18 protein-coding genes and 1 tRNA gene are annotated in these 21,935 nt (G+C 43.6%); 13 read left to right on the forward strand and 6 right to left on the reverse strand.

The genetic code is table 11. The features are described from left to right. The first annotated feature begins 32 nt into the window (after positions 1-32). The 4 genes from AC5JP1_RS10830 (at position 33) to AC5JP1_RS10845 (ending at position 5,554) form a co-directional block, all read left to right on the forward strand. Positions 33-1,814: a Mur ligase family protein gene (locus AC5JP1_RS10830; protein ID WP_493844127.1), complete on the forward strand. Its 1,782-nt coding sequence runs from the start codon at positions 33-35 to the stop codon at positions 1,812-1,814. Between the two features lie 82 nt (positions 1,815-1,896). Beyond that, a complete protein-coding gene (locus tag AC5JP1_RS10835; RefSeq protein ID WP_319052337.1) occupies positions 1,897-3,348 on the forward strand; it encodes a UDP-N-acetylmuramoyl-tripeptide--D-alanyl-D-alanine ligase in 1,452 nt (483 codons plus the stop codon). Between the two features lie 3 nt (positions 3,349-3,351). Next, complete coding sequence (gene mraY, locus AC5JP1_RS10840) at positions 3,352-4,470, forward strand: phospho-N-acetylmuramoyl-pentapeptide-transferase (protein ID WP_443526747.1); 1,119 nt, start codon at positions 3,352-3,354, stop codon at positions 4,468-4,470. Positions 4,471-4,609: 139 nt separating this feature from the next. Beyond that, positions 4,610-5,554, forward strand: a complete 945-nt coding sequence (locus tag AC5JP1_RS10845; RefSeq protein WP_493844478.1) for a putative RNA methyltransferase — start codon at positions 4,610-4,612, stop codon at positions 5,552-5,554. A 78-nt stretch (positions 5,555-5,632) separates the two neighbouring features. Here AC5JP1_RS10845 and AC5JP1_RS10850 read toward each other — a convergent pair whose 3' ends face one another. Next, on the reverse strand, positions 5,633-6,415 hold the full coding sequence (locus AC5JP1_RS10850; protein ID WP_493844128.1) for a YdcF family protein: 783 nt from the start codon (positions 6,413-6,415) through the stop codon (positions 5,633-5,635). A 365-nt stretch (positions 6,416-6,780) separates the two neighbouring features. On the opposite strand from AC5JP1_RS10850, the gene AC5JP1_RS10855 reads away from it, so the two are divergent. The 4 genes from AC5JP1_RS10855 to AC5JP1_RS10870 all read left to right on the forward strand — a co-directional run bounded on the left by AC5JP1_RS10855 (position 6,781) and on the right by AC5JP1_RS10870 (position 11,068). Continuing rightward, positions 6,781-7,083, forward strand: a complete 303-nt coding sequence (locus AC5JP1_RS10855) for a hypothetical protein (protein ID WP_493844129.1) — start codon at positions 6,781-6,783, stop codon at positions 7,081-7,083. A 676-nt stretch (positions 7,084-7,759) separates the two neighbouring features. Continuing rightward, positions 7,760-9,274 carry a YHYH protein gene (locus AC5JP1_RS10860; RefSeq protein WP_493844130.1) on the forward strand — a complete coding sequence of 505 codons (1,515 nt, stop codon included), beginning with the start codon at positions 7,760-7,762 and terminating at the stop codon, positions 9,272-9,274. Positions 9,275-9,355: 81 nt separating this feature from the next. Then, complete coding sequence (locus AC5JP1_RS10865) at positions 9,356-10,420, forward strand: hypothetical protein (RefSeq protein ID WP_493844131.1); 1,065 nt, start codon at positions 9,356-9,358, stop codon at positions 10,418-10,420. A gap of 405 nt (positions 10,421-10,825) precedes the next feature. Further along, entirely contained in the window at positions 10,826-11,068 is a 243-nt protein-coding gene (locus AC5JP1_RS10870) for a hypothetical protein (protein ID WP_493844132.1), read from the forward strand. A gap of 213 nt (positions 11,069-11,281) precedes the next feature. Here the strand turns inward: AC5JP1_RS10870 and AC5JP1_RS10875 are convergent. Further along, positions 11,282-11,372 (reverse strand) — tRNA-Ser (locus AC5JP1_RS10875). A 129-nt stretch (positions 11,373-11,501) separates the two neighbouring features. On the opposite strand from AC5JP1_RS10875, the gene AC5JP1_RS10880 reads away from it, so the two are divergent. The 3 genes from AC5JP1_RS10880 (at position 11,502) to AC5JP1_RS10890 (ending at position 13,389) form a co-directional block, all read left to right on the forward strand. Beyond that, positions 11,502-12,398: a DNA/RNA non-specific endonuclease gene (locus AC5JP1_RS10880; RefSeq protein WP_493844133.1), complete on the forward strand. Its 897-nt coding sequence runs from the start codon at positions 11,502-11,504 to the stop codon at positions 12,396-12,398. 71 nt (positions 12,399-12,469) lie between these two features. After that, the gene (locus AC5JP1_RS10885; RefSeq protein ID WP_443526739.1) at positions 12,470-12,733 is read left to right on the forward strand and encodes a hypothetical protein; all 264 of its coding nucleotides are present in this window, start codon (positions 12,470-12,472) and stop codon (positions 12,731-12,733) included. Positions 12,734-13,005: 272 nt separating this feature from the next. After that, the gene (locus tag AC5JP1_RS10890; RefSeq protein ID WP_319051985.1) at positions 13,006-13,389 is read left to right on the forward strand and encodes a DUF2147 domain-containing protein; all 384 of its coding nucleotides are present in this window, start codon (positions 13,006-13,008) and stop codon (positions 13,387-13,389) included. A 230-nt stretch (positions 13,390-13,619) separates the two neighbouring features. Here the strand turns inward: AC5JP1_RS10890 and AC5JP1_RS10895 are convergent, their stop codons facing one another. The 4 genes from AC5JP1_RS10895 to AC5JP1_RS10910 all read right to left on the reverse strand — a co-directional run bounded on the left by AC5JP1_RS10895 (position 13,620) and on the right by AC5JP1_RS10910 (position 18,315). Next, the gene (locus AC5JP1_RS10895; protein ID WP_319051986.1) at positions 13,620-14,882 is read right to left on the reverse strand and encodes an ammonium transporter; all 1,263 of its coding nucleotides are present in this window, start codon (positions 14,880-14,882) and stop codon (positions 13,620-13,622) included. A gap of 106 nt (positions 14,883-14,988) precedes the next feature. Beyond that, on the reverse strand, positions 14,989-15,327 hold the full coding sequence (locus AC5JP1_RS10900; RefSeq protein ID WP_201556743.1) for a P-II family nitrogen regulator: 339 nt from the start codon (positions 15,325-15,327) through the stop codon (positions 14,989-14,991). Positions 15,328-15,785: 458 nt separating this feature from the next. Further along, positions 15,786-16,640 (reverse strand): universal stress protein, encoded by an 855-nt coding sequence (locus AC5JP1_RS10905; protein ID WP_319051987.1) that lies wholly within the window; start codon positions 16,638-16,640, stop codon positions 15,786-15,788. 175 nt (positions 16,641-16,815) lie between these two features. After that, positions 16,816-18,315 carry a SulP family inorganic anion transporter gene (locus AC5JP1_RS10910; RefSeq protein ID WP_493844134.1) on the reverse strand — a complete coding sequence of 500 codons (1,500 nt, stop codon included), beginning with the start codon at positions 18,313-18,315 and terminating at the stop codon, positions 16,816-16,818. A 669-nt stretch (positions 18,316-18,984) separates the two neighbouring features. On the opposite strand from AC5JP1_RS10910, the gene murD reads away from it, so the two are divergent. Continuing rightward, positions 18,985-20,421: a UDP-N-acetylmuramoyl-L-alanine--D-glutamate ligase gene (murD, locus tag AC5JP1_RS10915; RefSeq protein ID WP_493844135.1), complete on the forward strand. Its 1,437-nt coding sequence runs from the start codon at positions 18,985-18,987 to the stop codon at positions 20,419-20,421. A gap of 267 nt (positions 20,422-20,688) precedes the next feature. Then, positions 20,689-21,885, forward strand: a complete 1,197-nt coding sequence (gene ftsW, locus AC5JP1_RS10920) for a putative lipid II flippase FtsW (RefSeq protein ID WP_493844136.1) — start codon at positions 20,689-20,691, stop codon at positions 21,883-21,885. Positions 21,886-21,935: the final 50 nt, after the last annotated feature.

The following is a 21,935-nucleotide window of genomic DNA, read 5'->3' on the forward strand; positions in this document are numbered from 1 at the left end:
GCTGATTGGTATTAACTGTTTAGGAATCGATCATGACCCTGCCTACATTATCGCCAAATGGCGCCCCTGTTATCTCTGTCACTTTGCAACAGCTTATCGATGCTAGCGATAGCAGGCTGGCGCAGCAATTGACAGAAATGATGGCAACATCGGCCCAAGAGGCGGCAAGTCAGGCAGTCTCAGCTCAGATTCAGTCTGTCGCTGATATCGCCTTCCGGCAGTTTCAATTAGACAGTCGTCAGCTGTCTGATAATGACGTATTTATCCTTCTAAACAGCCACACGCCGAACATTCAAAAAAGCCGCGATTATCTGGTTCAGGCCGCCTCAAAAGCGGCTTTTGTGCTATCGGAAATTGATCCTATCACCTTAATGAGTGATATCAGCGGCTCTGCAGATACTAGTAATGCGTCGGCGGTAGATAGTAAAAGCGATGCGTCACAGCAATTAGCAGCACTCTCATGCCCAGTCTTATACGTTCCTAACATCCGTGATTTTTTGGGTAGCTTAATCCAAGCGTATCTACAGTATCAGCAGCCAGTGACTTTGCCAAAAGTAGTGGCTGTGACTGGGACCAATGGCAAGACCACTATCAGTCAATTGGTAGCGCAGCTTACACAATTGACAGGTATGAGTAGCGCGGTAATGGGTACAGCAGGTAATGGTAGGCTTGGTGCGTTAGTACAGGCGAGTCATACCACAGGAGATGCCTTGGCTGTACAGCAGTTTTTGTATCAAATGGGGACAGAGAATGCTGAAATACTGGCACTAGAAGCCAGCTCTCACGGTTTAGATCAGCAGCGCTTGCAAGGTATGCCAGTTTCTGTGGCGATTTATACCAATCTTAGCCGTGATCACTTAGACTATCATGCCGATATGGCAGAATACGCTACCGCCAAAGCCAAGCTGTTTGATACGGCACATTTTCCAGATTTGACTCATGCCATTATCAATATTGATGATGAGCATGCTCAGGTCATGCTAGATACTGCGAGAGCTAGTCATTTAACGGTATGGACCTACAGTTTAGATCCGTTAGCATCCGCTACCTTTGTCGCGGCTGATATCATGCCGAGTCTGCAAGGGGTCAAGATTAGCTTACGTACAGATTTTGGTGATGAGCAAGCCACGACTATAGATATTGTTAGTCCATTATTGGGCCGTTTTAATGTAGCGAATTTACTTGCAGCGATAGCCGCTACTACGGCGCTGAATACCCAGTTAAATAAAAACCAGTCAAATAGAACTCAGTTAAATGATGTTCAGTTAAATGCTGCCCATTCAGATATAAGTATTCATCGCATTGCAGAGGCAGTGACACAGTTACAAGGCGCTGTCGGGCGTATGCAGCGTGTGCCATCTAATGATGGCTGTTTTATCGTTGATTATGCGCATACACCAGATGCACTCAGTCAGGTGTTAGCGAGTTTGAAAACCCACTGTAAGGGCCAATTGTGGGCAGTATTTGGTTGCGGCGGCGACCGTGATGCAGGTAAGCGTCCGCTGATGGCACAAGCAGGTCTAGCAGGTGCTGATAAAGTTGTCCTAACTGCGGACAATCCACGTACCGAAGACCCCACTGCTATTTTGCAAGACATGCAAGCTGGAATGAGTGCTGAGCAATATCAACACACTCACATAGAGCCTGCGCGCCAACAAGCAATTATGTATGCCGTCAGTCAGGCGGGTCCAGATGACATCGTCGTCATTGCGGGCAAAGGCCATGAGACTTACCAAGAAATAAACAACGTTCGTTATGACTTTGATGACAGTGTTATTTTGCAACAGGCATTAGAACAAGCGGGCCGTGTATAGCCGATAGACGCTCGCTGCATAAAACAGTCAAGAGTGATCATTAAATACAAAAATTAAGTAGTCATCATATAAGGTAACCACTATGACAGCCGACACCGATAACACCATCCAGTCACAAGGGCTTTATGTCTGGCAAATGGATAATATGCTTGCTGCGACAGCGTCGCTCGATGGTCATTGGCAACTGCCACAAGACCATGCAAATGCAGGAGAAGTCGCTCTAGCCAGTAAGCGTATCGCTACCGACACTCGCACGATAAAACCAGGTGATATCTTTTTGGCGTTAAGTGGTGAGAATTTTGATGGTCATGATTATATCGATACGGCAGCATCAAAAGGTGCAATTGCTGCTATCGTGTCTCGTCCTACCGCGTCATCCGACGCAAATACTATCCCACAGTTGGTGGTAAGTGACACCCGTTTGGCTTTAGGTCAATTGGCCAGCTATCGACGTCAGCAGCACACAGACCTGACCGTGATTGCTATTACAGGCTCGAGTGGCAAAACAACCTGCAAAGAGATGCTGGGTAGCATTTTTGGTAGATTGGCGCCGACATTGATTACTCGTGGCAACCTCAATAATGATTTGGGCGTGCCAATGATGCTGCTTGAGCTATCAGATCATCATCGCTATGCTATTTTAGAATTGGGTGCCAATCATATTGGTGAGATCGCTTATACGACTGAGATCGTCCGCCCTGACGTGGCCTGTATCCTAAATATCGGTACTGCCCATTTAGGCGAGTTTGGTAGCCGTGAAGGGATTTGCCAAACCAAAGCAGAGATTTATCACACTTTGACGGACGCACAGTATGCGATAGTGCCTGACAAGGATGATTTTACCAACCAGTTGCGCCGTATTGCTGAAAAGCACACTTCACATGTAATTGGGTTCGGTAATACCGATGTCAGTGCAAGTCATCTGGATGTAGAACCTGAGCGTAGTGAGTTTAAGCTACATATCGGTAATCAAATTCATGATATCAATTTGCCATTAGCAGGCGAGCATAATGTCAATAATGCTTTGGCTGCTGCCGCCTGTGCATACGCGCTAGATATTGAGGTCAATGATATCGTTGTGGGTCTAGAAAATGCGCGTCCAGCAAAAGGTCGCCTGAACAGTCAGATACTGGGTATGCATCGCCTGATTGATGATACGTATAATGCTAATCCTCACTCGGTACGTGCCGCTGCCAAAGTGCTGGCTGCACAAACGGGTACGCAAGTTATGGTGTTAGGGGATATCGGTGAGCTTGGGGATGCGGCAGTTAGTGAGCATCAAAGCTTGGGCCGTACTATCTCGACCACAGGTATTGATGTACTGTTATGTGTAGGTGAGTATGCCGCTTATACTGTTGCCGGCGCGCAAGAGATTTCTGATATCAATGCGCATGCATTTGCAGACAAAGACAGTTTATTAGAATATTTACAGCCGTATTTACAAGCGCAACAAGCTAAGCCTTGCACTGTGTTGTTCAAAGGCTCGCGCTCCATGAAAATGGAAACACTTATACATGCATTAGTAGAGGAGTAGGCGGTGTTAGTTTGGTTGTTTGGCTGGCTTGGTCAGTATTATACGCCGTTTTCTGCGGTTTCTTCGTTGACGCTAAGAGCACTGCTCGCGGTCGTCACCGCGCTTATGTTTAGCATGGTTTTTGGCGGACGTGTCATCAGGCATTTGCGTTCGCTCAAATACGGCCAGGCTATTCGGAACGATGGGCCTCAATCGCATTTGGCCAAGACAGGTACGCCTACCATGGGCGGGGTACTCATTCTGAGTGCTATTGGCATATCGACGCTGCTATGGGCACGCCTAAATAATCCTTACGTCTGGATTTTGCTCGTTGTTATGGTTATTTTTGGTGCGGTAGGCTGGGCAGATGATTGGCTCAAAATTAAATATAAAGACCCCAAAGGTCTGATCGCACGAAAGAAATATTTTTGGTTGTCGATGGGCGCATTGTTCGTCGGCGTCTCGTTGTACTATATCGCCACACTACAGCCAGACATCAACACCACTCGTGAGATGCAGGACCTATTATTGCCCGTATTCAAAGACTGGATGATTCCATTTTCCGCAGTGCCCTTTGGTATTGGTTTTATTATCTTCACCTACTTTGTGATCAATGGCGCCTCCAATGCGGTCAATCTCACGGACGGTTTAGATGGTTTGGCGATTTTGCCAGTCGTTTTGGTTGCTGCAGGTTTGGGCGCAATGGCTTATGTGTCGGGTGATGTGCGCTTTGCGGATTACTTGCATGTGCCTTATATTGCCTATAACTCTGAAGTTCTCATTGTTTGTGGCGCAATGGTTGGGGCAGGACTTGGTTTCTTATGGTTCAATGCTCACCCAGCACAGGTATTCATGGGAGATGTCGGCGCACTGGCACTCGGTGCGATGCTAGGTACGATTGCGGTGATGACGAGACAAGAGATTGCCTTTGCTATTATGGGTGGTTTGTTTGTTGCTGAGGCGCTATCAGTCATGCTACAAGTGGGCTCTTACAAACTGCGTAAAAAACGTGTTTTCCGTATGGCACCGCTGCATCATCATTTCGAAGAGATTGGCTGGAAAGAAACACAAGTAGTAGCCAGATTTTGGATTATCGCTATCATACTTGTTATTCTTGGACTGATGACATTGAAGCTGCGTTAAAACGTCAGCCTCAAACCGTATTGTAAGTACACTTATACTAGCGTTCTAAAAGCCATCTCAAACAATATTGAGGTGGCTTTTTATCGTTCAAGGCACACGAAATTTGTTAAAATGCGAGTCATATTGCGATGACTTTGAGATATCTGTGTCCTTATTTATTTGCCCACTTTGCCAGTCACCACTACAGCCTGCTGCAGACACGTGGCGCTGTGATGGTAGTTTGCACCCCAAAAACACTTCGCACCCCTTTGATGTTGCCCGTCAAGGCTACGTCAATCTGCTGCCTGTGCAACAAAAAAAGTCCAAAGCACCTGGCGACAGTCAAGCGTCTATCAATGCTCGTAAACGGTTTTTGAACCAAGGGCATTATGCACCGCTGCAGGATCTGATCAGCCAAACAATGGAAATGCTGTTATCAAAAAATGAGTCTACCGGTGAGCATGATACCAACTCTGTTCATTGGCTTGATATCGGTTGCGGTGAGGGTTATTATACGCAGGCAATGGCACAAATGGGCTCGTCGCTCATAGACACGCTAATAGCCGCTGATATCAGTAAGCCTGCATTGGTTGAGCTGGCTAAAGTAAGTAAGGTAACGAACCGTCTCTGGTATCAGCAGAGCACAGAAGATACTGCCAAGTCGACAGCAATCTATCCACTAGTGACCAGTGCGGCGCATCTACCACTACGCCCTCATAGTATTACCGGTATTAGTAGTATTTTCAGTCCCATTTTGCCCGAAGCGTTCGCTAAGGTGTTGGCTGATAATGGCTACCTAATCATTGCCAAACCAGACGTCGGACATTTGGCGACGTTGCGTGAAGCCTTATTCGATAGTGTGCGTGAGCATGACTCTGATAAGTTCCTACAAGAGTTGGCGCCATATTTTACGTTGGTCGAGACTCAGCGTGTCAGTAAGAAAATGAGTTTATCCGCAGAGGACTTAGCCGATCTAATGACGATGACACCTTATGCCTACCGAGCGCGTAGTGAGAAAAGACAAGCATTGCTGTCAGCGGTAGAAAAAGCGTCATTCGATACAGAAGCAAAATTTGTGGTTTATGTTCTACAAAGGACAGCATAGCACCGCTCAAAATAGTATGATGTTATACACTGTACTGCACTGCACTGTACTGCAACGATGTCTTCGATGCTCCAAGTATCAGTATTCTTTTAGCAGCCAGCCACTACCAAAGGCAAAGTACTCTCTAAACCAGGCGTTATAGCGAATAGATAGCGGCGTTGGGCTGGCGAGTGCAACAGGCTGCTGGTAGCCCTGATGCTTTGCAATTGCTACAGCACGAATGGTATGAAAATCACTGGTGACAATCGCAATGGGCATGTTTTTATTGATACCATGCTGCGCAAAAATATCCTGACTGTACGCCAAATTTTCCTCAGTGCTGGTGCTTTTGCCTTCTTGATAAATACGATCTAGCGAAATGTCGTGCGTGTCCTGCAAGTAAGTTGCCATAATGTTTGCCTCACTGCGCGGCTGCCCCAGACCGATACCGCCACTGGTAATGATCAATGCTTGTGGTTGCTGCTCAATCAGCGTTGCTGCCGTATCCAGACGATTGGCGAGGGTGGCGCTGGGTTTGCCCGCAACGGTACCAGAACCAAGCACGATAATAGCGGCCACGGGCGGTAGCGTTTGTTTGCCACGAGCAATCTGCTGCTGCAATGAGTAAACAAATACCAAAAAGCTCATGAGCCATAACCCAAATATTAACCATAACCCATACCAGATACGACGCAGTACAGGATGTTTGACAAGCACTCTAGCGATCATAGGCGCACCCAGCCCATGACCCAAAAAAACCACACCTATCAAAAAAGGCAGCACCGTGCCAAAATTAACCTTGTCAATGGCTATCAGTGCGATACAGTCGATGATAAGTATGAGTCCAAGTGCTATCAATACAATACGTAATAACCCAAACATAAGTTTTTCCAGTCAGCACTGATAGATCAGTCGCGCTGTCTATATAAGTGTCAAATATTAAACATTGAATGCTACATCCGCCTCTACAGTAATCAAAAGCATCATATATATACTTTTAGGTCTGCCCATCTATTTACTTACACTAGTAGCACAACTGTTTGGCTGTCTACAGTTTAGTGTCTGAATGTGCCAAACAACGGCAACAATCGCAACCTTTCTTCATGTTTCATAAATCTACTTAATACTAGAATCAGTTATCATTTTCTTTGTCGATAGAGCGATGCGACATCGCAATATCTTATTTGATACGTCATAAGGTATCTTTAATTATTATTCATCAATATGAATGAAACTGGGAAAATAAAATGAAAAAGATAATAGTAAGTTCAATTTTAGCCGCTACCGCTTGTTTGTCTATGGTTGGTCAAGCCAACGCGGCACCTGATTACTCAAAGTCTCATGCCGCCCAAGTACAGCATCAAAAACATGATGCTAAAACAAAAGCAGATAGCAAACACAAGGTTGTCAAAAACAAGGCAAAGGTATCACAGCAAAAAGCAAAAATAATGGCTGCCAAACATAAAGCACAAGAAAAGCACCAAGACAAATACCAGAGCAAGTATAAAAATGATAAACAAAGTAAAAATGATTACAAACATCGCTCTTAAAAGTAATATCTGATTATCTAAAAATGACGCCTCAAGTAGGCGTCATTTTTTTTGTAAGGACGAATTAAGCGTTGTTCAAGATAGGGGCTTATTTAATGCTTATGATCATACCTCAACGTTAGACTATGAATCTATACGGACAGTTCAGCAAAAGGTGATAATCATTGAGAGTACTGAAATATGGTATTGATGCATGGAGATATAGTATCGATACATAGCTTTGAGCCATTTGACGGACTGGTGACCAGAAAATATGTGAGAGAACAGCTACTGTTTTACATCAACGCCACGCTCAGCACCTTCTAGATAACGCATTATTCTGGCGGTTTTTTTGCCCTTTTTACGATAAGTGCAAATATGATGATGTGTTTTATATACTGCCCGACATCTTACTTGAGTTTTCATAAATATAGCTGGTAAGTCTAGCTATTAGGGGTTTCAAAATAATATTTGGCGCTGAGCCTAAGAATATTCTATGTGCTTTTTATAGTAAAAACTCAATAGGACTTAACACTTCTTAAAGTTTCTATAAAGTAAAAGTTGATATTATCTAATCAATATAAGAGATTTATTTTTGAATAAATATCAACAATTACGACGTCTAAACAGGTAACTGATAGTTTTCCCTGTTTCACTACTACTGCCTTTCAGGTCTTACATCCTACAAGAGTGCTTTATGAACCTCACAGAAACGGCTAAAGCTTTCAGCTTGCTTGCTATTGTCACTGCCATACAAGTTTCATCACTGACCTCTGCCTACGCCCACGACCCTAGTGCACATACTTTGCCTGCCAAAGAATGGCAGATCACAGGCCAGCCTAGTGTCGCCGCTGACTTTATCAAATTAGAAGACAGTACGGTTTATCTGACCGATAGTCGCCATCAGCTACTCTCTTTTATTTTGGCGGATTTTTCAGCCGAGGATCAAGCTTATATTCTAGAAAAAAACGCCCATGTTCAAGCGATCAATCAGCTAGCAGTGATTGAAAGGCTAGTAGATAGCAATCAGCTGACGGCTATCCAAAATCCAAATGAGACTAGTATTACCGCTACCGATAATACGGCAACGTCTGTTATAACGGATAACAGTGACACGCGCTCTGTTTTATTCTTCTACCTCTTAGGCGGCTTGATCTTAGCGAGTGGTTTGGTTTGTCTTTATGTTTTGAACATACGCCACCAAAAAAACCGAACCTCAAAAGTAGCTTATTCAGTTTTTGGTGTATTGGGTTCAGCTGCTTTGCTTGTGGCTTGTAGCAGTAATGAGACGGTCCAAAATATCGGTGAAAAGACCAAAGAAGCGATCGCTCACTTGCCAGTACCAGCCAATGATATTGATTTTATGGCGTCAGTATTTGGCTCATTTGATAACGTAAGTACTCATCACGATGATAAATATCTGTATATCGAATCAAATGGTATTCCAAGCCACGAAATGATGACGGGTATCACCAGTTGGCAACAGCAAGTACCTATCGACCAGGATTATACCAATGAAAACAGTTGGGTCATTCCCTTACAGCCTGAGCTTGCCGATGAGCCTTTAATGGCCAAAGACAATTTTATGAAAGGCGCCATCGCGATTGCAGCTAATGGCATTCCTATATTCAACCCATTAAACAATCGGGGTGAGGACGCCAAAGCATTCGGAGAATTAGACAATTGGGGCGGGCATTCTGGACGCGCTGATGATTACCACTATCATCTTGCACCAACCCATCTACAGTCACAAGTTGGCGCAGGTAAGCCCATTGCTTATGCACTAGACGGCTTTCCTGTCTATGGTGAAACGGATGATGAGCTTGATGAATATCTAGGCAAATTCAATGAAGACGGCAGCTATGAATACCATGCTACCTCAGAGTTTCCGTATTTAATTGCAGGTTTGCGCGGTAAGGTCACTATAAACCCAGATACAAAAGCGCCAGAAAATGAAATTTCACCGCAAGCACATACTCATGGCGTTCGCCCAGCGCTGACGCCTTTGCGCGGAGCTGAAATCACAGATTATAAAATTATAAGTCCGACTCAATACAGTCTAACGTATACCCATGACGGTCAAGAGCATAAGCTTAACTATGGTTGGGGCGCTACTGAAGCGACCAAAGATATTTATACTTTTGAATTTATTGATCCAGAGGGTACGACCGTACAGACTTATAAACGCACTGATGACACACAGAAAAAATAATACGTATCTAATGATAATGATCAGTTATAGAGATAATAAGCTGAGTTCAAAAACCATCTTATATAATGCTAAGGAATCCTAATGAAACCTATTTTAATACCTGCTTTGCTAACCACGGCAGTATCTGCTGTATTGCTGGCAGCGTGTAGTCAAACTCAGATAGACTCAGCGGCTACCGATGCCAATGAGCAAGCGACAGCATCAATAATAAGTAGTGCAGATGCCAGCAGCTATACTGGCACCGCTAGCTTAACCCAAGGTGTTGCCCAGACTGATGTGACAAATGCCTATGAATGTGACCGTGGTCGTCAAACCAACATCGGCAGTATCCAGTCATCTGACGGTAAATCGTGGACAGTACCAGCAGCGACCAATTTGCTCAATACAGATTTCCCAGTGGCGTCTGACTTAAACAACCCTTGTACGGGCAACGACTATCGCACTGCCAGTGAAGCTTTAGCTCAACTTGATGGTTCAGACATCGTTGAAATAGATGCAGATGGTGAAGTGTATACCGCTTACGTCTTTGCAGATAATTATTTTGAGATGTATGTAAATGGTGTGGCAGTCGGACGTGACAATGTGCCATTTACTCAGTTCAATTCAAATATAGTGCGTTTCAAAGCAAAAGCACCATTTACCGTTGCTATGCATTTGGTAGATTGGGAAGAAAACTTAGGCATTGGTTCAGAGAGTAATCAAGGCTCAGAGTTTCATGCAGGAGACGGCGGTCTAGTCGCTGTGATCAAAGATAAAGACAATAGTATAATCGCTAAGACCGATGAAACCTGGAAAGCACAAACCTTTTATACCGCGCCGATTAGAGACTTATCCTGTGTTAGTGAGTCAGGTAGCGAGCGCCTATCTAGTAATTGTGTTACCACAGCTAATGTGCAAGACGGTTCGGCAGATTATGGCCTGCATTGGGAATTGCCTACCAACTGGCAACAAGCAGACTTTGATGACTCTAGTTGGCCGAACGCTACTACTTATAGTAACCAAACCATTGGGGTAGATAATAAACAAGCTTATACCAATTTCATAGATATTTTTGATAATGAAAAAGCAGATGCCCAATTCATTTGGTCAACCAATGTCGTACTCGATAATGAAGTTATCGTACGCTATACCGTAGATGCGTTATAAACGCTGAACAAATACTTAAAAGACCATCATAAATGCCGCTCCAAAATAGCTATCTTAGATCTATCTTGGAGCGGCAGTGGTATAACGGTTACGTTTTATTTGTAAGCCGTATCCTTATTCTCAGTATATATTTATAAATAAAAAGCTATCTATCGATATCCTTCCTCGTTTGTCACTACCGCGTACTTGTATGTCTGTAAGCGCTGGTTGAACTCAAAAATCGTTACCTTTCTTAAACTTTCATCAAGCTACTTAACATAGGGACTAGCTATGATAAAGGACAGTATTATTAACATCGTCTACGTGCGCTAGTTATTCAAAGTAATGCTTTCCAACCAAAAAAATGATGCCAAATACCCACTGATTGTCCTAAATAATCATCTCAAAAATCGACTGAGAGCGCCAATGAAACAAACCTTATTCATACTATTTGCTACTTTATTCAGTGCAATAGGCTACTCAGCCAATGCAATGGTACCGAGTATTGCCTTTGCAGAAGCAGTAGACGCGACTCCAAAACCAGTCGTATCTGCTGAAATACGAAAAATCAGACGCGAATGTCGCATCAATTTGGGTCTGAACAAGTTATATACGAATCTAAGTGACAGTGAAAAAGAAGCAATGAAGAGATGTATAGGCAGTAAGTAGCTGTAGGTTTGGATATTAGCAGCGATAGATGAATGGTATGAGCCAGCAATATGCTTTATTGTTGGTTTTTTTGATAGATAAGATAATAACGATTCAGGCAGCATCAAATGACAAGTATAGACTGACAGTCTTACTATTGAAGTGTTTGAATTTTATTTAGAATAGAGTAAGACAAAACAGAAAAACTGGGGCTTTTATCAAAATAGATAAGATTGGCGGTGAAGGAGGGATTCGAACCCTCGATACGCTATGAACGTATACACACTTTCCAGGCGTGCGGTTTCAGCCACTCACCCACTTCACCGTTTTTTGAACGCCTAAGTATAGCGGATACCATTTAAAATGTCACGACTTGCGCACTATCTTTCTTTATTGGTGGCCGCCTGCTAGGATAGCAAGTATGTAATAGCAAGTATAAATGGTTGAGAGTTGAATGATAAGTTTCAGTAAGTCCAAAAGTGGACTTAAACATAGCGTGATGACGGCGATAGTGACTGTTACGATAGGTATGTCTACTCAGGCATATGCTGATGACTTCAGCCAGTGTAGCCAATCTTTTTATGGTGGTATTTATCCTGAATTTACCAATACCAAACTGAGTAATCAGACACAAGCACTATGTATGGATGGTTTTGCTGTCATGTACTCTGGTGTATCACGCACACCCCTATGGTCAGCAGAGTATCTAGATCGGACACGCCTACAACAAGCAAAACAAATCGACCGTGAAGACAGCTTTCACGAAGAAAGTAAGCTCCCGGAGTCAGCACGCGCGTCATTATCTGACTATTCAGGTTCAGGTTATGATCGCGGACATCTCGCACCCAATGCCGACATGGCAACGCGTAGTCAGCAATATGATAGTTTCAGTCTGGCCAATATCGCGCCGCAGTCACCGCGCAACAATCGTTATATCTGGCGTAATATTGAATCGGCTACTCGATATTTAACGCAGCAATACGGTGAGGTCTATACCATCACAGGTGTAGCATTCACTAATAGCAAAACCAAGCAACTTGCGAACCGCGTACTGGTTCCTAGCCATTTTTTCAAAGCGGTATATATTCCAGCAACCAATCAAGCCGGGGTGTACTACGCACCCAATGATGAATCAGAGCGTATCGAAGTTATTAGCATTGATGAGTTAACCGCTGAAACGGGTATCGATGTCTTACCAATGTTAGACATCCAAACAAAAACACAAGCGTTTGATTTACCACTAAAGGCAGGGGAGCGCTCAGACACACCTGATACTACAGATGAAGAGCCTGACTGGATGTTATTTGTATGGGCTATTTTAGAATGGTTAATTGCACAGCTAAAAGCGTAAAAGGCTTTATAAATATCGACGCATAAAAGATTAGAATTGCGCCAAAGCATACTAATAGTGAGGATGAATACATGATTGAGCCATTCGCAAACAACCACCAAAGCATGCAGATAGGCGAGCTGGTTATTGAAAATCAAGAAGACAAGATTGTTATTTATGGTGATATCGATCTGACTTTAGATGCGTCAGGATATGAGCAAGCCCAGCAGTTACATGAGCTAACTAGTAAGATTATTGACGCATTTCAGGTCAATAGCCTTTATAGTAATAATGACAGTAAGTCAAAAGAAATTGATGACCAGTTGGGCAAAGATATCGACAACCCTTTCCTGTAAGTCTTTGATATAGTTTTATTTTTCCAGAAATAATAAAGTATAAAAAAATTACTAGGCAAACTTAAAAAATTGCTTATAATGAATCAAGACATCGCTTATGTCGCTCAGATCTTTGAACAAAACCTTATGAGTCATTGCGGTAATATCCAATTAAGACGCAAGCAATTAGGTAAATATCCAAAAGCTCATAATAAAAGATTCTAGCAAAGGATAAGCATAGGACATCGGAAACATAATGTTTCGAGCAATCATCGTATGAAAGGAGTCAATCTATGAAATTATTTACAAAAACCACTTTAGCAGTTGCTGGTATTGGTATCGCTAGCATGGCTTTTGCCGCTGATCCACTTGCCAATACGACTTGGCAGACATATGATGAAGGCAAGCCAAAAGGTACTGTAAAAATCACTGAGTCAAACGGTGTGTTAACCGGTACGCTTGTTGCTACTAATTCAGCCAAAGGTAAAAAGCACGTTGGTACGACTATTATCAAAGGTCTGAAATCTGATGGTGGTGGTAAATATAGCGGTGGTACGATCACTGACCCTGAAAAAGGTAAAGATTACCGTATGACTGCAAACTTAAGCGGCAACACATTGAAGCTAAGAGGTTATATTGGTCCATTCTCTCGTAGTCAAGAATGGAAAAAGAAATAAGCCAGTATTAATATCTAGCCATCAAGTCTTAACTTGATATAAGAAAATCCCGCATCACCGAAAGGTGTTGCGGGATTTTTTATACTCTAGATTTATTTTCTAGGTCCAATGAGAAGTGCTTTTTTATAGGTTTAATAGAGGAGTTTTCTTACCGATTAAAAGAACAAACGCTGACACTACAGTAGGTAGTATCAGCGCATTTAAGACTCATATTTGGCTTGTGAGAGAGCTTATCTGATAAACTCGGGGTAAGCTTCCATACCACATTCAGCGATGTCAGCACCTTCGTACTCGTCTTCTTCAGAGATACGTAGACCGATAACTGCTTTTATGATTGCCCAGACCACTAGGCTAGCAATGAATACCCAAGCAAAGATAGTCGCGGCGCCTACAATCTGACCAATAAAGGTAGATGCTGGGTTAGTGATCGGTACAATGAGCAAACCAAATAGACCAACAACACCGTGAACTGAGATTGCACCTACTGGGTCATCAATTTTGATTTTGTCTAAAGCTAAGATTGATAACACGACGATGATACCAGCAATGACACCAAAGATAGTGGCTTGTAGTGCAGAAGGGGTTGAAGGCTCTGCAGTAATGGCAACTAGACCTGCTAATGCACCATTTAGGAGCATGGTTAGATCCGCTTTACCAAAGATGATGCGGGCTAAGATCAAGGCACCAACAGCACCGCCAGCAGCAGCAGCATTAGTGTTTAAGAATACCATGGCAACAGCATTGGCACTGGCGATATCACCAAGTTTAAGTACTGAGCCGCCGTTGAAGCCGAACCAACCCATCCACAAGATCAATGTACCAAGTGCAGCAAGTGGTAGATTGGCACCAGGAATGGCACGTATTTCACCGTTAGGACCGTATTTACCTTTACGTGAGCCCAATAGTAGTACGCCAGCTAGAGCTGCAGCAGCGCCTGCCATATGAACGATACCAGAGCCTGCAAAGTCAGAGAAGCCCATGTCACCTAGGTTAAATAACCCAAAGACATCGTTACCACCCCAAGTCCAGCTACCTTCTAATGGATAGATAACACCAGTCATGACGACTGCAAACAATAAGAAAGCCCATAATTTCATACGTTCAGCAACGGCACCTGAAACGATTGACATACAGGTCGCTACAAACACTACTTGGAAGAAAAAGTCTGAGGCTGCAGAGTAAACGGAGTCGCCACCAAAGCCATTTTCGGCAGAGGCTGCCAACGCATCTTCTACTAAGGTGTCACCGCCTGCAATTCCGCTTAAGAACAGATCGCCACCATACATAATAGCGTAACCACATACCATGTACATAATGCTGGCCGTTGCAAATAACGCGACATTCTTAGTTAAGATTTCGACCGTATTTTTTGATCGGACCAGTCCGGCCTCTAACATAGTGAAGCCAGCGGCCATCCACATGACCAACGCCCCACAGATCAAAAAGTAAAACGTATCGAGCGCATACTGGAGCTCAAAGATTTGACTTTCCATTTACATTCCCCTTGAATTTACAATATAGATATCGGTATGACCGATAGATAAAAATGCTGTAAGAACCTATATCTACAAATCTCCTTTTATAGATATGGCCTCAAATCTAGATAGCATCCGGTCCGGTTTCACCTGTACGGATACGAATGACTTGCTCAAGTGCAGTAACAAAGATTTTGCCGTCACCAATCTTGCCAGTACTAGCGATGCGAGTGATGGCTTCGATAGCAGGGTCGACCATCTCGTCGATCACAGCAACTTCAACTTTTACCTTAGGTAAAAAGTCCACCACGTATTCTGCGCCGCGATAGAGCTCTGTGTGACCTTTTTGACGACCGAAACCTTTGACTTCAGTGACAGTAACACCTTTGACACCGATGTCAGAAAGCGCTTCACGCACATCGTCGAGCTTAAACGGTTTTAAGATCGCAGTGATTAGCTTCATAAAAAAATTCCTTATTTGTGTGATGCTGCAGATTGATAGAGGCATTATGGTGCATCGTCGTATCTCTGCCTTGCTTATGGTAAGTCATTCAAGAACTGTGCCAATTTACTCAAGGGGAAGTAAATTGGACGTGTCCGTTCAAAAATAACCGTCATTCCGATAGAGGATATAACCGACGGTACAACAATGAGAGCCTTCATTATAGACGTAATAAAAGTAAATCAACCTTTAGCGTTTGGTTAATGACAACTTTATTATAACCAACTTTTTGAGTGCTTGGGGAAGCTATCCCCGTATTTCATGTGACGATTTGCTAACTTGAGTTTGGCAATCAAAAGGGATTTTTGCGAGGAAGCTATAAACAGAAGATAAATATAAAACAGATATAAGCAGCAGAGCGCCAGCAAGGTAACAGGTGCTCTATGCTTAGATATATGGGGGTGTATGCAGCAGTGTACTTACGCTTTAGGGAATAGCAGATATGGCGTTTTGGTACTGACGAGCAGTTTTTTGGTATCGCTACCTTGTAGTAATTCACGCAGACGAGACTGACCGAAGGCGCCTGTCATGAGCAGACCGATGTCGTTTTGATTTTGATAGTAATTTAAGGCCGCTGCGACATCACGGCAGTCGAGTAGTGTCTTTTTAGACTTAATACCTGCTTGCTTGAGCTTTGCATAAGCTTCACGCAGGGCATCACAGTTGTCAGAATTTTCTCTACCAACCATAACAATATGTACGGTCAAGGCACGTACAAGTGGCGTCTTACATAGCCAATTGAGTAGTTTATGGCACGTTGGGCTGTTATCAAAAGCAAATAAAGCCGTAGTAGGGGTCAAAAATGGTGCATGTGTCACCAAAATGGGGCAGTGACTGACTCTAATAAGCTGACTTAGGGTAGATTTGCAAGTAACATGATGACCAATAACGATCAATTGGGCTTTGTCATCAACGTAATCGATACTTTGGTTTAGGTGTTCATGACGATGTAAGGTATACGTTTTGAGCTTGCGGCGCTGCTGTTCACAATAAGTGGTCGCTTGAGAGAGTAGCAGCCTGCCTTGTGCCTTTAGCTCACAGTTGCTTAGATGCTCTTTACTTGTGAACTGCTCAAGCAATGCATTCTCATCATCGATGTTGAGACAGCCAGAATAATTGACCGCAGCTTTTTGTTGTAAGCTTGGTGCAGAGTGCAATAGTCCAATAGGTGCTTGTAAACGGGTAGAAGCCCACATACTCGCCTCTAATACCGCTTGAACATGATCGGGACAGTCCAAGCAAGCAATCACACTATCTGGTTTTAAGTTACTCATAAAACGACCACATCATTTTAATAATAAAAATCAGCCACTCAGTTCGGGGCTAAGCATAACCATCATACTCAACCCTGATTACCACTATGGCCGCCTATTCATGTATCAATCCACACCATGTATCAAACCACAAACCTTGTTACGCATTCGTATAGCAAGGCTGATAAATATTGGCTTAATCTAATAAGCCAATATCTCGGCGATCATGAACAGAGAAGCGGTCAATCAGTGTGCGACTCGCATTGTTGAGCCCTACCACTTTGACATCAATACCTTCACGTTGCAAGCGCATGACCAGTTTGTCCAAAGTATCCACAGCTGTCACATCCCAAAAATGTGCTTGGCTGACATCAATCTGAATGCTATCTACGGCTTCTTTGGTATCGAAGCTATTTAAGAACTGTGTCGTAGAAGCAAAGAATACTTGACCTTGAACATAGTAGTAACGGGTATTGCTACTGTCATCGTACTCGCTAAAGATGGTCAAGAACTGTCCAATCTTATTGGCAAATGCCAAGGCAGATAGCAGCACACCAACACCAACACCATAAGCTAGGTTATGAGTAAAGACCGTAGTCAATACTGTCGCCAGCATCACAATATTGAACGACATAGGATGCGTTTTGAATTCGCGAATAGATTGCCAGTTAAACGTACCAATCGATACCATAATCATAACGGCAACTAGCGCAGCCATTGGAATTTGGCTGACCCATTCACTCAAAAACACCACCATAATCAGTAAGACAACACCAGCCATCAACGTAGACAGACGCGTACGACCACCAGATTTTACGTTAATCATAGACTGACCAATCATCGCACAGCCTGCCATACCACCGAAAAACCCTGATACCACGTTAGCCATACCTTGACCACGGCATTCTTTGTTTTTATCACTGGGTGTATCCGTCAACTCATCGACGATGGTTGCTGTCATCATAGACTCTAATAAACCAACAATAGCAAGCGCAATAGAATACGGCGCGATGATAAGTAGTGTCGTCAAATTCAATGGGATATCAGGCAGCAAAAATACTGGCAATGAATCTGGCAAGTCACCCATGCTGCCAACGTTGCGAATATCAAGATTCATATACATGGCAACAGCGGTCAATCCAACGATACAAATCAATGGAGAAGGAATCACACGACCTATTTTAGGAATAAGTGGGAACAGGTAAATAATTGCTAAACCCACGGCTGTCATGATATAAACCGTCATACCGACACGTTCGGTCATGGGGTTTAGCTCAGGCAGTTGCGCAGCGAATATCAATATCGCCAATGCGTTGACGAAGCCAATAACCACTGAGCGCGAGACAAAACGCATCAGATTGCCTAGCTTTAGAATGCCCATCACAACCTGAATGGCGCCGCATAATAAGGTAGCAGCAAGCAAATACTGCAAACCATGATCAGCAACCAAATCAACCATGACCAGAGCCATGGCCCCTGTCGCCGCCGAAATCATCCCTGGACGACCACCAACAAAACTGATCACGACGGCGATACAAAATGAGGCATACAAGCCAACTTTTGGATCAACACCCGCGATAATAGAAAAGGCAATAGCTTCTGGAATCAGTGCTAGGGCTACGACTAAGCCCGATAAAACGTCGCCGCGAACATTGGAAAACCACTCGTCACGCAAGTTATCAATAAAAGATGTCATAAGTAAACTACATAGGGTTAGAGGCAAAAAAAGTAATCATTACTCATTTATAAAATGATCGCGTCGCTAATAATAGCTATTCATTTGTCTTTTACGTCAACATGCACTGGGTCATGTTGCTGTGTTGGAATGTGCAAGGTCAATAATAAGTATGTCTACTCATTTTTTCGGTATCGCGTATACGCTCATCAATAATAAATATGATGAAGACAGTAAGATGACCTAAAAATATGGTTTGGACTGGGTTGCTTAAAATAGGCTATTGAATAAAACACCCAAGATAAGGCATAGAATCAGCAATTATTTGCTGTAGTAGAGGGTGATAAATAATTTGCCACACAACGAGTGTTGCCTGACATAAAGTTACCACACACGAATCAGTGCTAAAGAGACGTGACAATAGCGCGATAAATGTGACAACATGCTAAACTAAAATAATCAGGCGTAGCGCCTTATTGCATAACAATGTCACATACCAATCAAGTCAGCCATTATAGCATTAGCTACCAAATATAAAAACAGGCGAATAATAGCATAAAGTCATAAAAAATCATTACCCAAATTTGAACGATACCGTTATGATGCCTATCATCGTGAGGGTGTCATATAAAGTCGCTACACGCTTGTTTTTCTTGACACTACTTTGTTCGTCTAACAGAAGGAATAGATATGACCGCCAATACCGCAACAGAAACCTTGATTCATAAGGGCAACGGTCTACAGGTCGTGGTCGGTTTGGGAAAGTCTGGACTATCGGTAGCGCACTATCTTGCCAAGCAAGGTTATCAAGTAGCAGTAACAGATGCACAAGCAGCGCCTAAGCTTGCGGATCAACTGCCAGCTGACATTGAAATTCGTCAGTTTGGGGCGATCGATGCAGAGCTACTACAGCAAGCAGCACGTATTATTATCAGCCCAGGTATCTCGCTTGAAACCGATGCCGTGGCAGCAGCCCGCCGAGCTAATATTCCAGTCGTCAGTGATATTCAACTGTTTTGTGACGCATGTACAGTACCGATAGTAGCCATTACAGGCTCTAATGCCAAAAGTACCGTGACTACCTTAGTTGGGCAAATGGCATCATATGCTGGCGTTAATGTGGGTGTCGGTGGCAATATTGGCGTGCCAGCACTGACTTTGCTTGATAATACGGATATGGAGTTGGCCGTGTTAGAGTTGTCTAGCTTTCAGCTAGAAACCGTTATTAATTTAGGTGCAAAAGTCGCGACGGTACTCAATATGTCGCCCGATCATTTAGATCGTCACGGTGATATGCTTGGTTATCATCAAGCCAAACATCGTATCTTTCAGGGCGCCAAATCAGTAGTCATTAATCGTGAAGATGCGCTCACCCGTCCATTAGTGGCAGACAACCTCCCAAGAATCAGCACAGGTATTCACGCTCCTGATAAAGGACAGTACGGTCTTATTACCGATACGGAAGGTCAGACTTATCTGGCGCGCGGTACAGAAAGGTTACTATCGGCAGACAAACTGTTGATTAAAGGTCGTCATAATCTGCTAAACGCGCAGGCTGCTTTAGCGCTCGGCGAGCTTGCAGGGTTGCCTATTGAAAGCATGCTGGATACGCTGCAGCAGTTCTCAGGACTTGAGCATCGTTGCCAATATGTTGCTAATGCTGCTGGCATTTATTATTTTAATGATTCTAAAGGCACCAATATCGGTTCTACGATGGCTGCTATCGAAGGATTGGGCGCGGTTTATGCTCCAAAAGATGGCAAGCTGCTATTGATTTTAGGTGGCCAAGGTAAAGGTCAGCAATTTGGTGAGTTAACTCCTTTTATCAATCAATACGTGAGTCAGGTACTACTGATCGGTGAAGATGGACAACAGATTGAGCAGCATTTGCGAGCGGCCAAACTCAGTGATGATGTCGCATTACATCAATGCCAGACACTAAAAAACGCGTTTGCAACGGTTCAGCAAGTGACGACAAGCAGTCTGTCACAAGTGCAAGCGGTGCTGCTGTCACCTGCCTGCGCCAGCTTTGATCAATACAGTGGCTATGCTGCTCGCGGCGAGCACTTTAGTAAATTGGTCGAACAGTTAAGTGCTGCACAATCAGATAACACGATTATCAGCTAAAAGTCTCGATCAGCCAAACGCTCTGATCAGTCAGCTCAGTCGTTGTGGTAGTAGATGGTATTTTCTTTATAAACGATTGTTTTGCTTATAGATTGCTGCTACTGTCACCATAACTGGTTTGATGCTTAGATAGGTGGTAGTTCACGCATCTTTTGTTGCTCATGACTGTCCTATCATCCTCTATCTGGTACGATTTACTTTATCATTTTTTAAACGGTGGCGTTTTATAGACGCCGTGTTTCTTCGTTCGTTAGTGTATATAAAATTATGGCGCTCTCTTCTTTTTTTCGTTCCTCGTCTCAGACCAAGCAAACCTCTGGCACAGATGGTGTGCTTTCTATGCCATCAGCACGTGCAATTTTACTATCGAGCGTAGGCTGCATGATGGTGCTTAGTTTGCTGATGGTCGCATCTGCTTCTATTCCTTTTGCGCTCAGCCGCGGTATGACAGAGCTGTATTTTTTCAAAAATCAGCTGTTGTACATGATGATTGGTTTGATCGTCGCTGTTATCCCTTATTATGGTGTGTCGCTGCGAACGCTTTATAAGACTGAAACCCAATTTCTTTTACTGGGTATCACAGGTCTGTTGCTAGTGGCAACGCTATTTAGTACACCTATCAATGGTTCTAAGCGTTGGCTCACGCTAGGCGGTTTCAATTTTCAGGTCGCAGAGTTGGCCAAGCTGGTCATGATTGTGTTTGTCTCTGACTTTGTGGTGCGCCGCTCGTTTGAGGTGCGCAATGGTCTCGATGGTTTTTTGCGAATCATGCTGGTGGTAGCGCTAATCACGATACTGCTCTTATCACAGCCTGATTTTGGCTCATTTGTCGTTATTTTAGGGACACTATTCGCGATTTTTTATATCGCTGGTGCCCCTTACAAGCACTTCTTAGCATTGGGTGCGGCGGCTATTGGCGGTGCTGTACTGATGGTGACTACGGCAGAGTACCGATTGGTGCGTGTCATGTCATTTATGGATCCATTTGATGATGTGCAAGATACTGACTACCAGTTAGCGCGTAGTTTGATTGCTTTTGGGCGTGGACAGTTCACGGGTGTCGGCTATGGCGAAAGCGTACAAAAACTATCGCATTTACCTGAGGCTCATACTGACTTTTTGTTGGCGATTACGGGTGAGGAGTTGGGCTTTGTCGGGGTCAGCATGGTGTTGGTACTCGAAGCACTGATCATTGGTAGTGCAATGCGCATCAGTTACAACGCACTCAAACGTCGTCAAATGCGCATGAGTTATACGGCGTTTGGTATCGGTGTGGTATTTATTGCGCAGACAATTATTAACGCGGCGATGAATATGGGTGCCATTCCAACCAAAGGCCTCACTATGCCGTTCTTTAGTTATGGTGGGTCTTCGATGCTGATCAGCCTGGTGATGGTTGCACTACTACTAAAAATATATAAGGAAAGTCCTGAAATCGAAAAGAGCCAATGCCGCTACTATTAAAAAATTTTAATTAGTAAAACATCTGAGTTAGCTTATACACTTTATGAGTA

The sequence above is a fragment of the Psychrobacter sp. H29 genome, assembly GCF_059073055.1.

Coding starts and splice junctions, on each gene's coding strand:
- AC5JP1_RS10895 (WP_319051986.1), bottom strand. CDS start 14,882: ATGGAAAGTCAAATCTTTGAGCTCCAGTATGCGCTCGATACGTTTTAC.
- AC5JP1_RS10870 (WP_493844132.1), top strand. CDS start 10,826: ATGAAACAAACCTTATTCATACTATTTGCTACTTTATTCAGTGCAATA.
- AC5JP1_RS10885 (WP_443526739.1), top strand. CDS start 12,470: ATGATTGAGCCATTCGCAAACAACCACCAAAGCATGCAGATAGGCGAG.
- AC5JP1_RS10890 (WP_319051985.1), top strand. CDS start 13,006: ATGAAATTATTTACAAAAACCACTTTAGCAGTTGCTGGTATTGGTATC.
- murD (WP_493844135.1), top strand. CDS start 18,985: ATGACCGCCAATACCGCAACAGAAACCTTGATTCATAAGGGCAACGGT.
- AC5JP1_RS10880 (WP_493844133.1), top strand. CDS start 11,502: ATGATAAGTTTCAGTAAGTCCAAAAGTGGACTTAAACATAGCGTGATG.
- AC5JP1_RS10910 (WP_493844134.1), bottom strand. CDS start 18,315: ATGACATCTTTTATTGATAACTTGCGTGACGAGTGGTTTTCCAATGTT.
- AC5JP1_RS10830 (WP_493844127.1), top strand. CDS start 33: ATGACCCTGCCTACATTATCGCCAAATGGCGCCCCTGTTATCTCTGTC.
- AC5JP1_RS10850 (WP_493844128.1), bottom strand. CDS start 6,415: ATGTTTGGGTTATTACGTATTGTATTGATAGCACTTGGACTCATACTT.
- AC5JP1_RS10905 (WP_319051987.1), bottom strand. CDS start 16,640: ATGAGTAACTTAAAACCAGATAGTGTGATTGCTTGCTTGGACTGTCCC.
- AC5JP1_RS10900 (WP_201556743.1), bottom strand. CDS start 15,327: ATGAAGCTAATCACTGCGATCTTAAAACCGTTTAAGCTCGACGATGTG.
- AC5JP1_RS10865 (WP_493844131.1), top strand. CDS start 9,356: ATGAAACCTATTTTAATACCTGCTTTGCTAACCACGGCAGTATCTGCT.
- AC5JP1_RS10855 (WP_493844129.1), top strand. CDS start 6,781: ATGAAAAAGATAATAGTAAGTTCAATTTTAGCCGCTACCGCTTGTTTG.
- ftsW (WP_493844136.1), top strand. CDS start 20,689: ATGGCGCTCTCTTCTTTTTTTCGTTCCTCGTCTCAGACCAAGCAAACC.
- AC5JP1_RS10860 (WP_493844130.1), top strand. CDS start 7,760: ATGAACCTCACAGAAACGGCTAAAGCTTTCAGCTTGCTTGCTATTGTC.
- AC5JP1_RS10835 (WP_319052337.1), top strand. CDS start 1,897: ATGACAGCCGACACCGATAACACCATCCAGTCACAAGGGCTTTATGTC.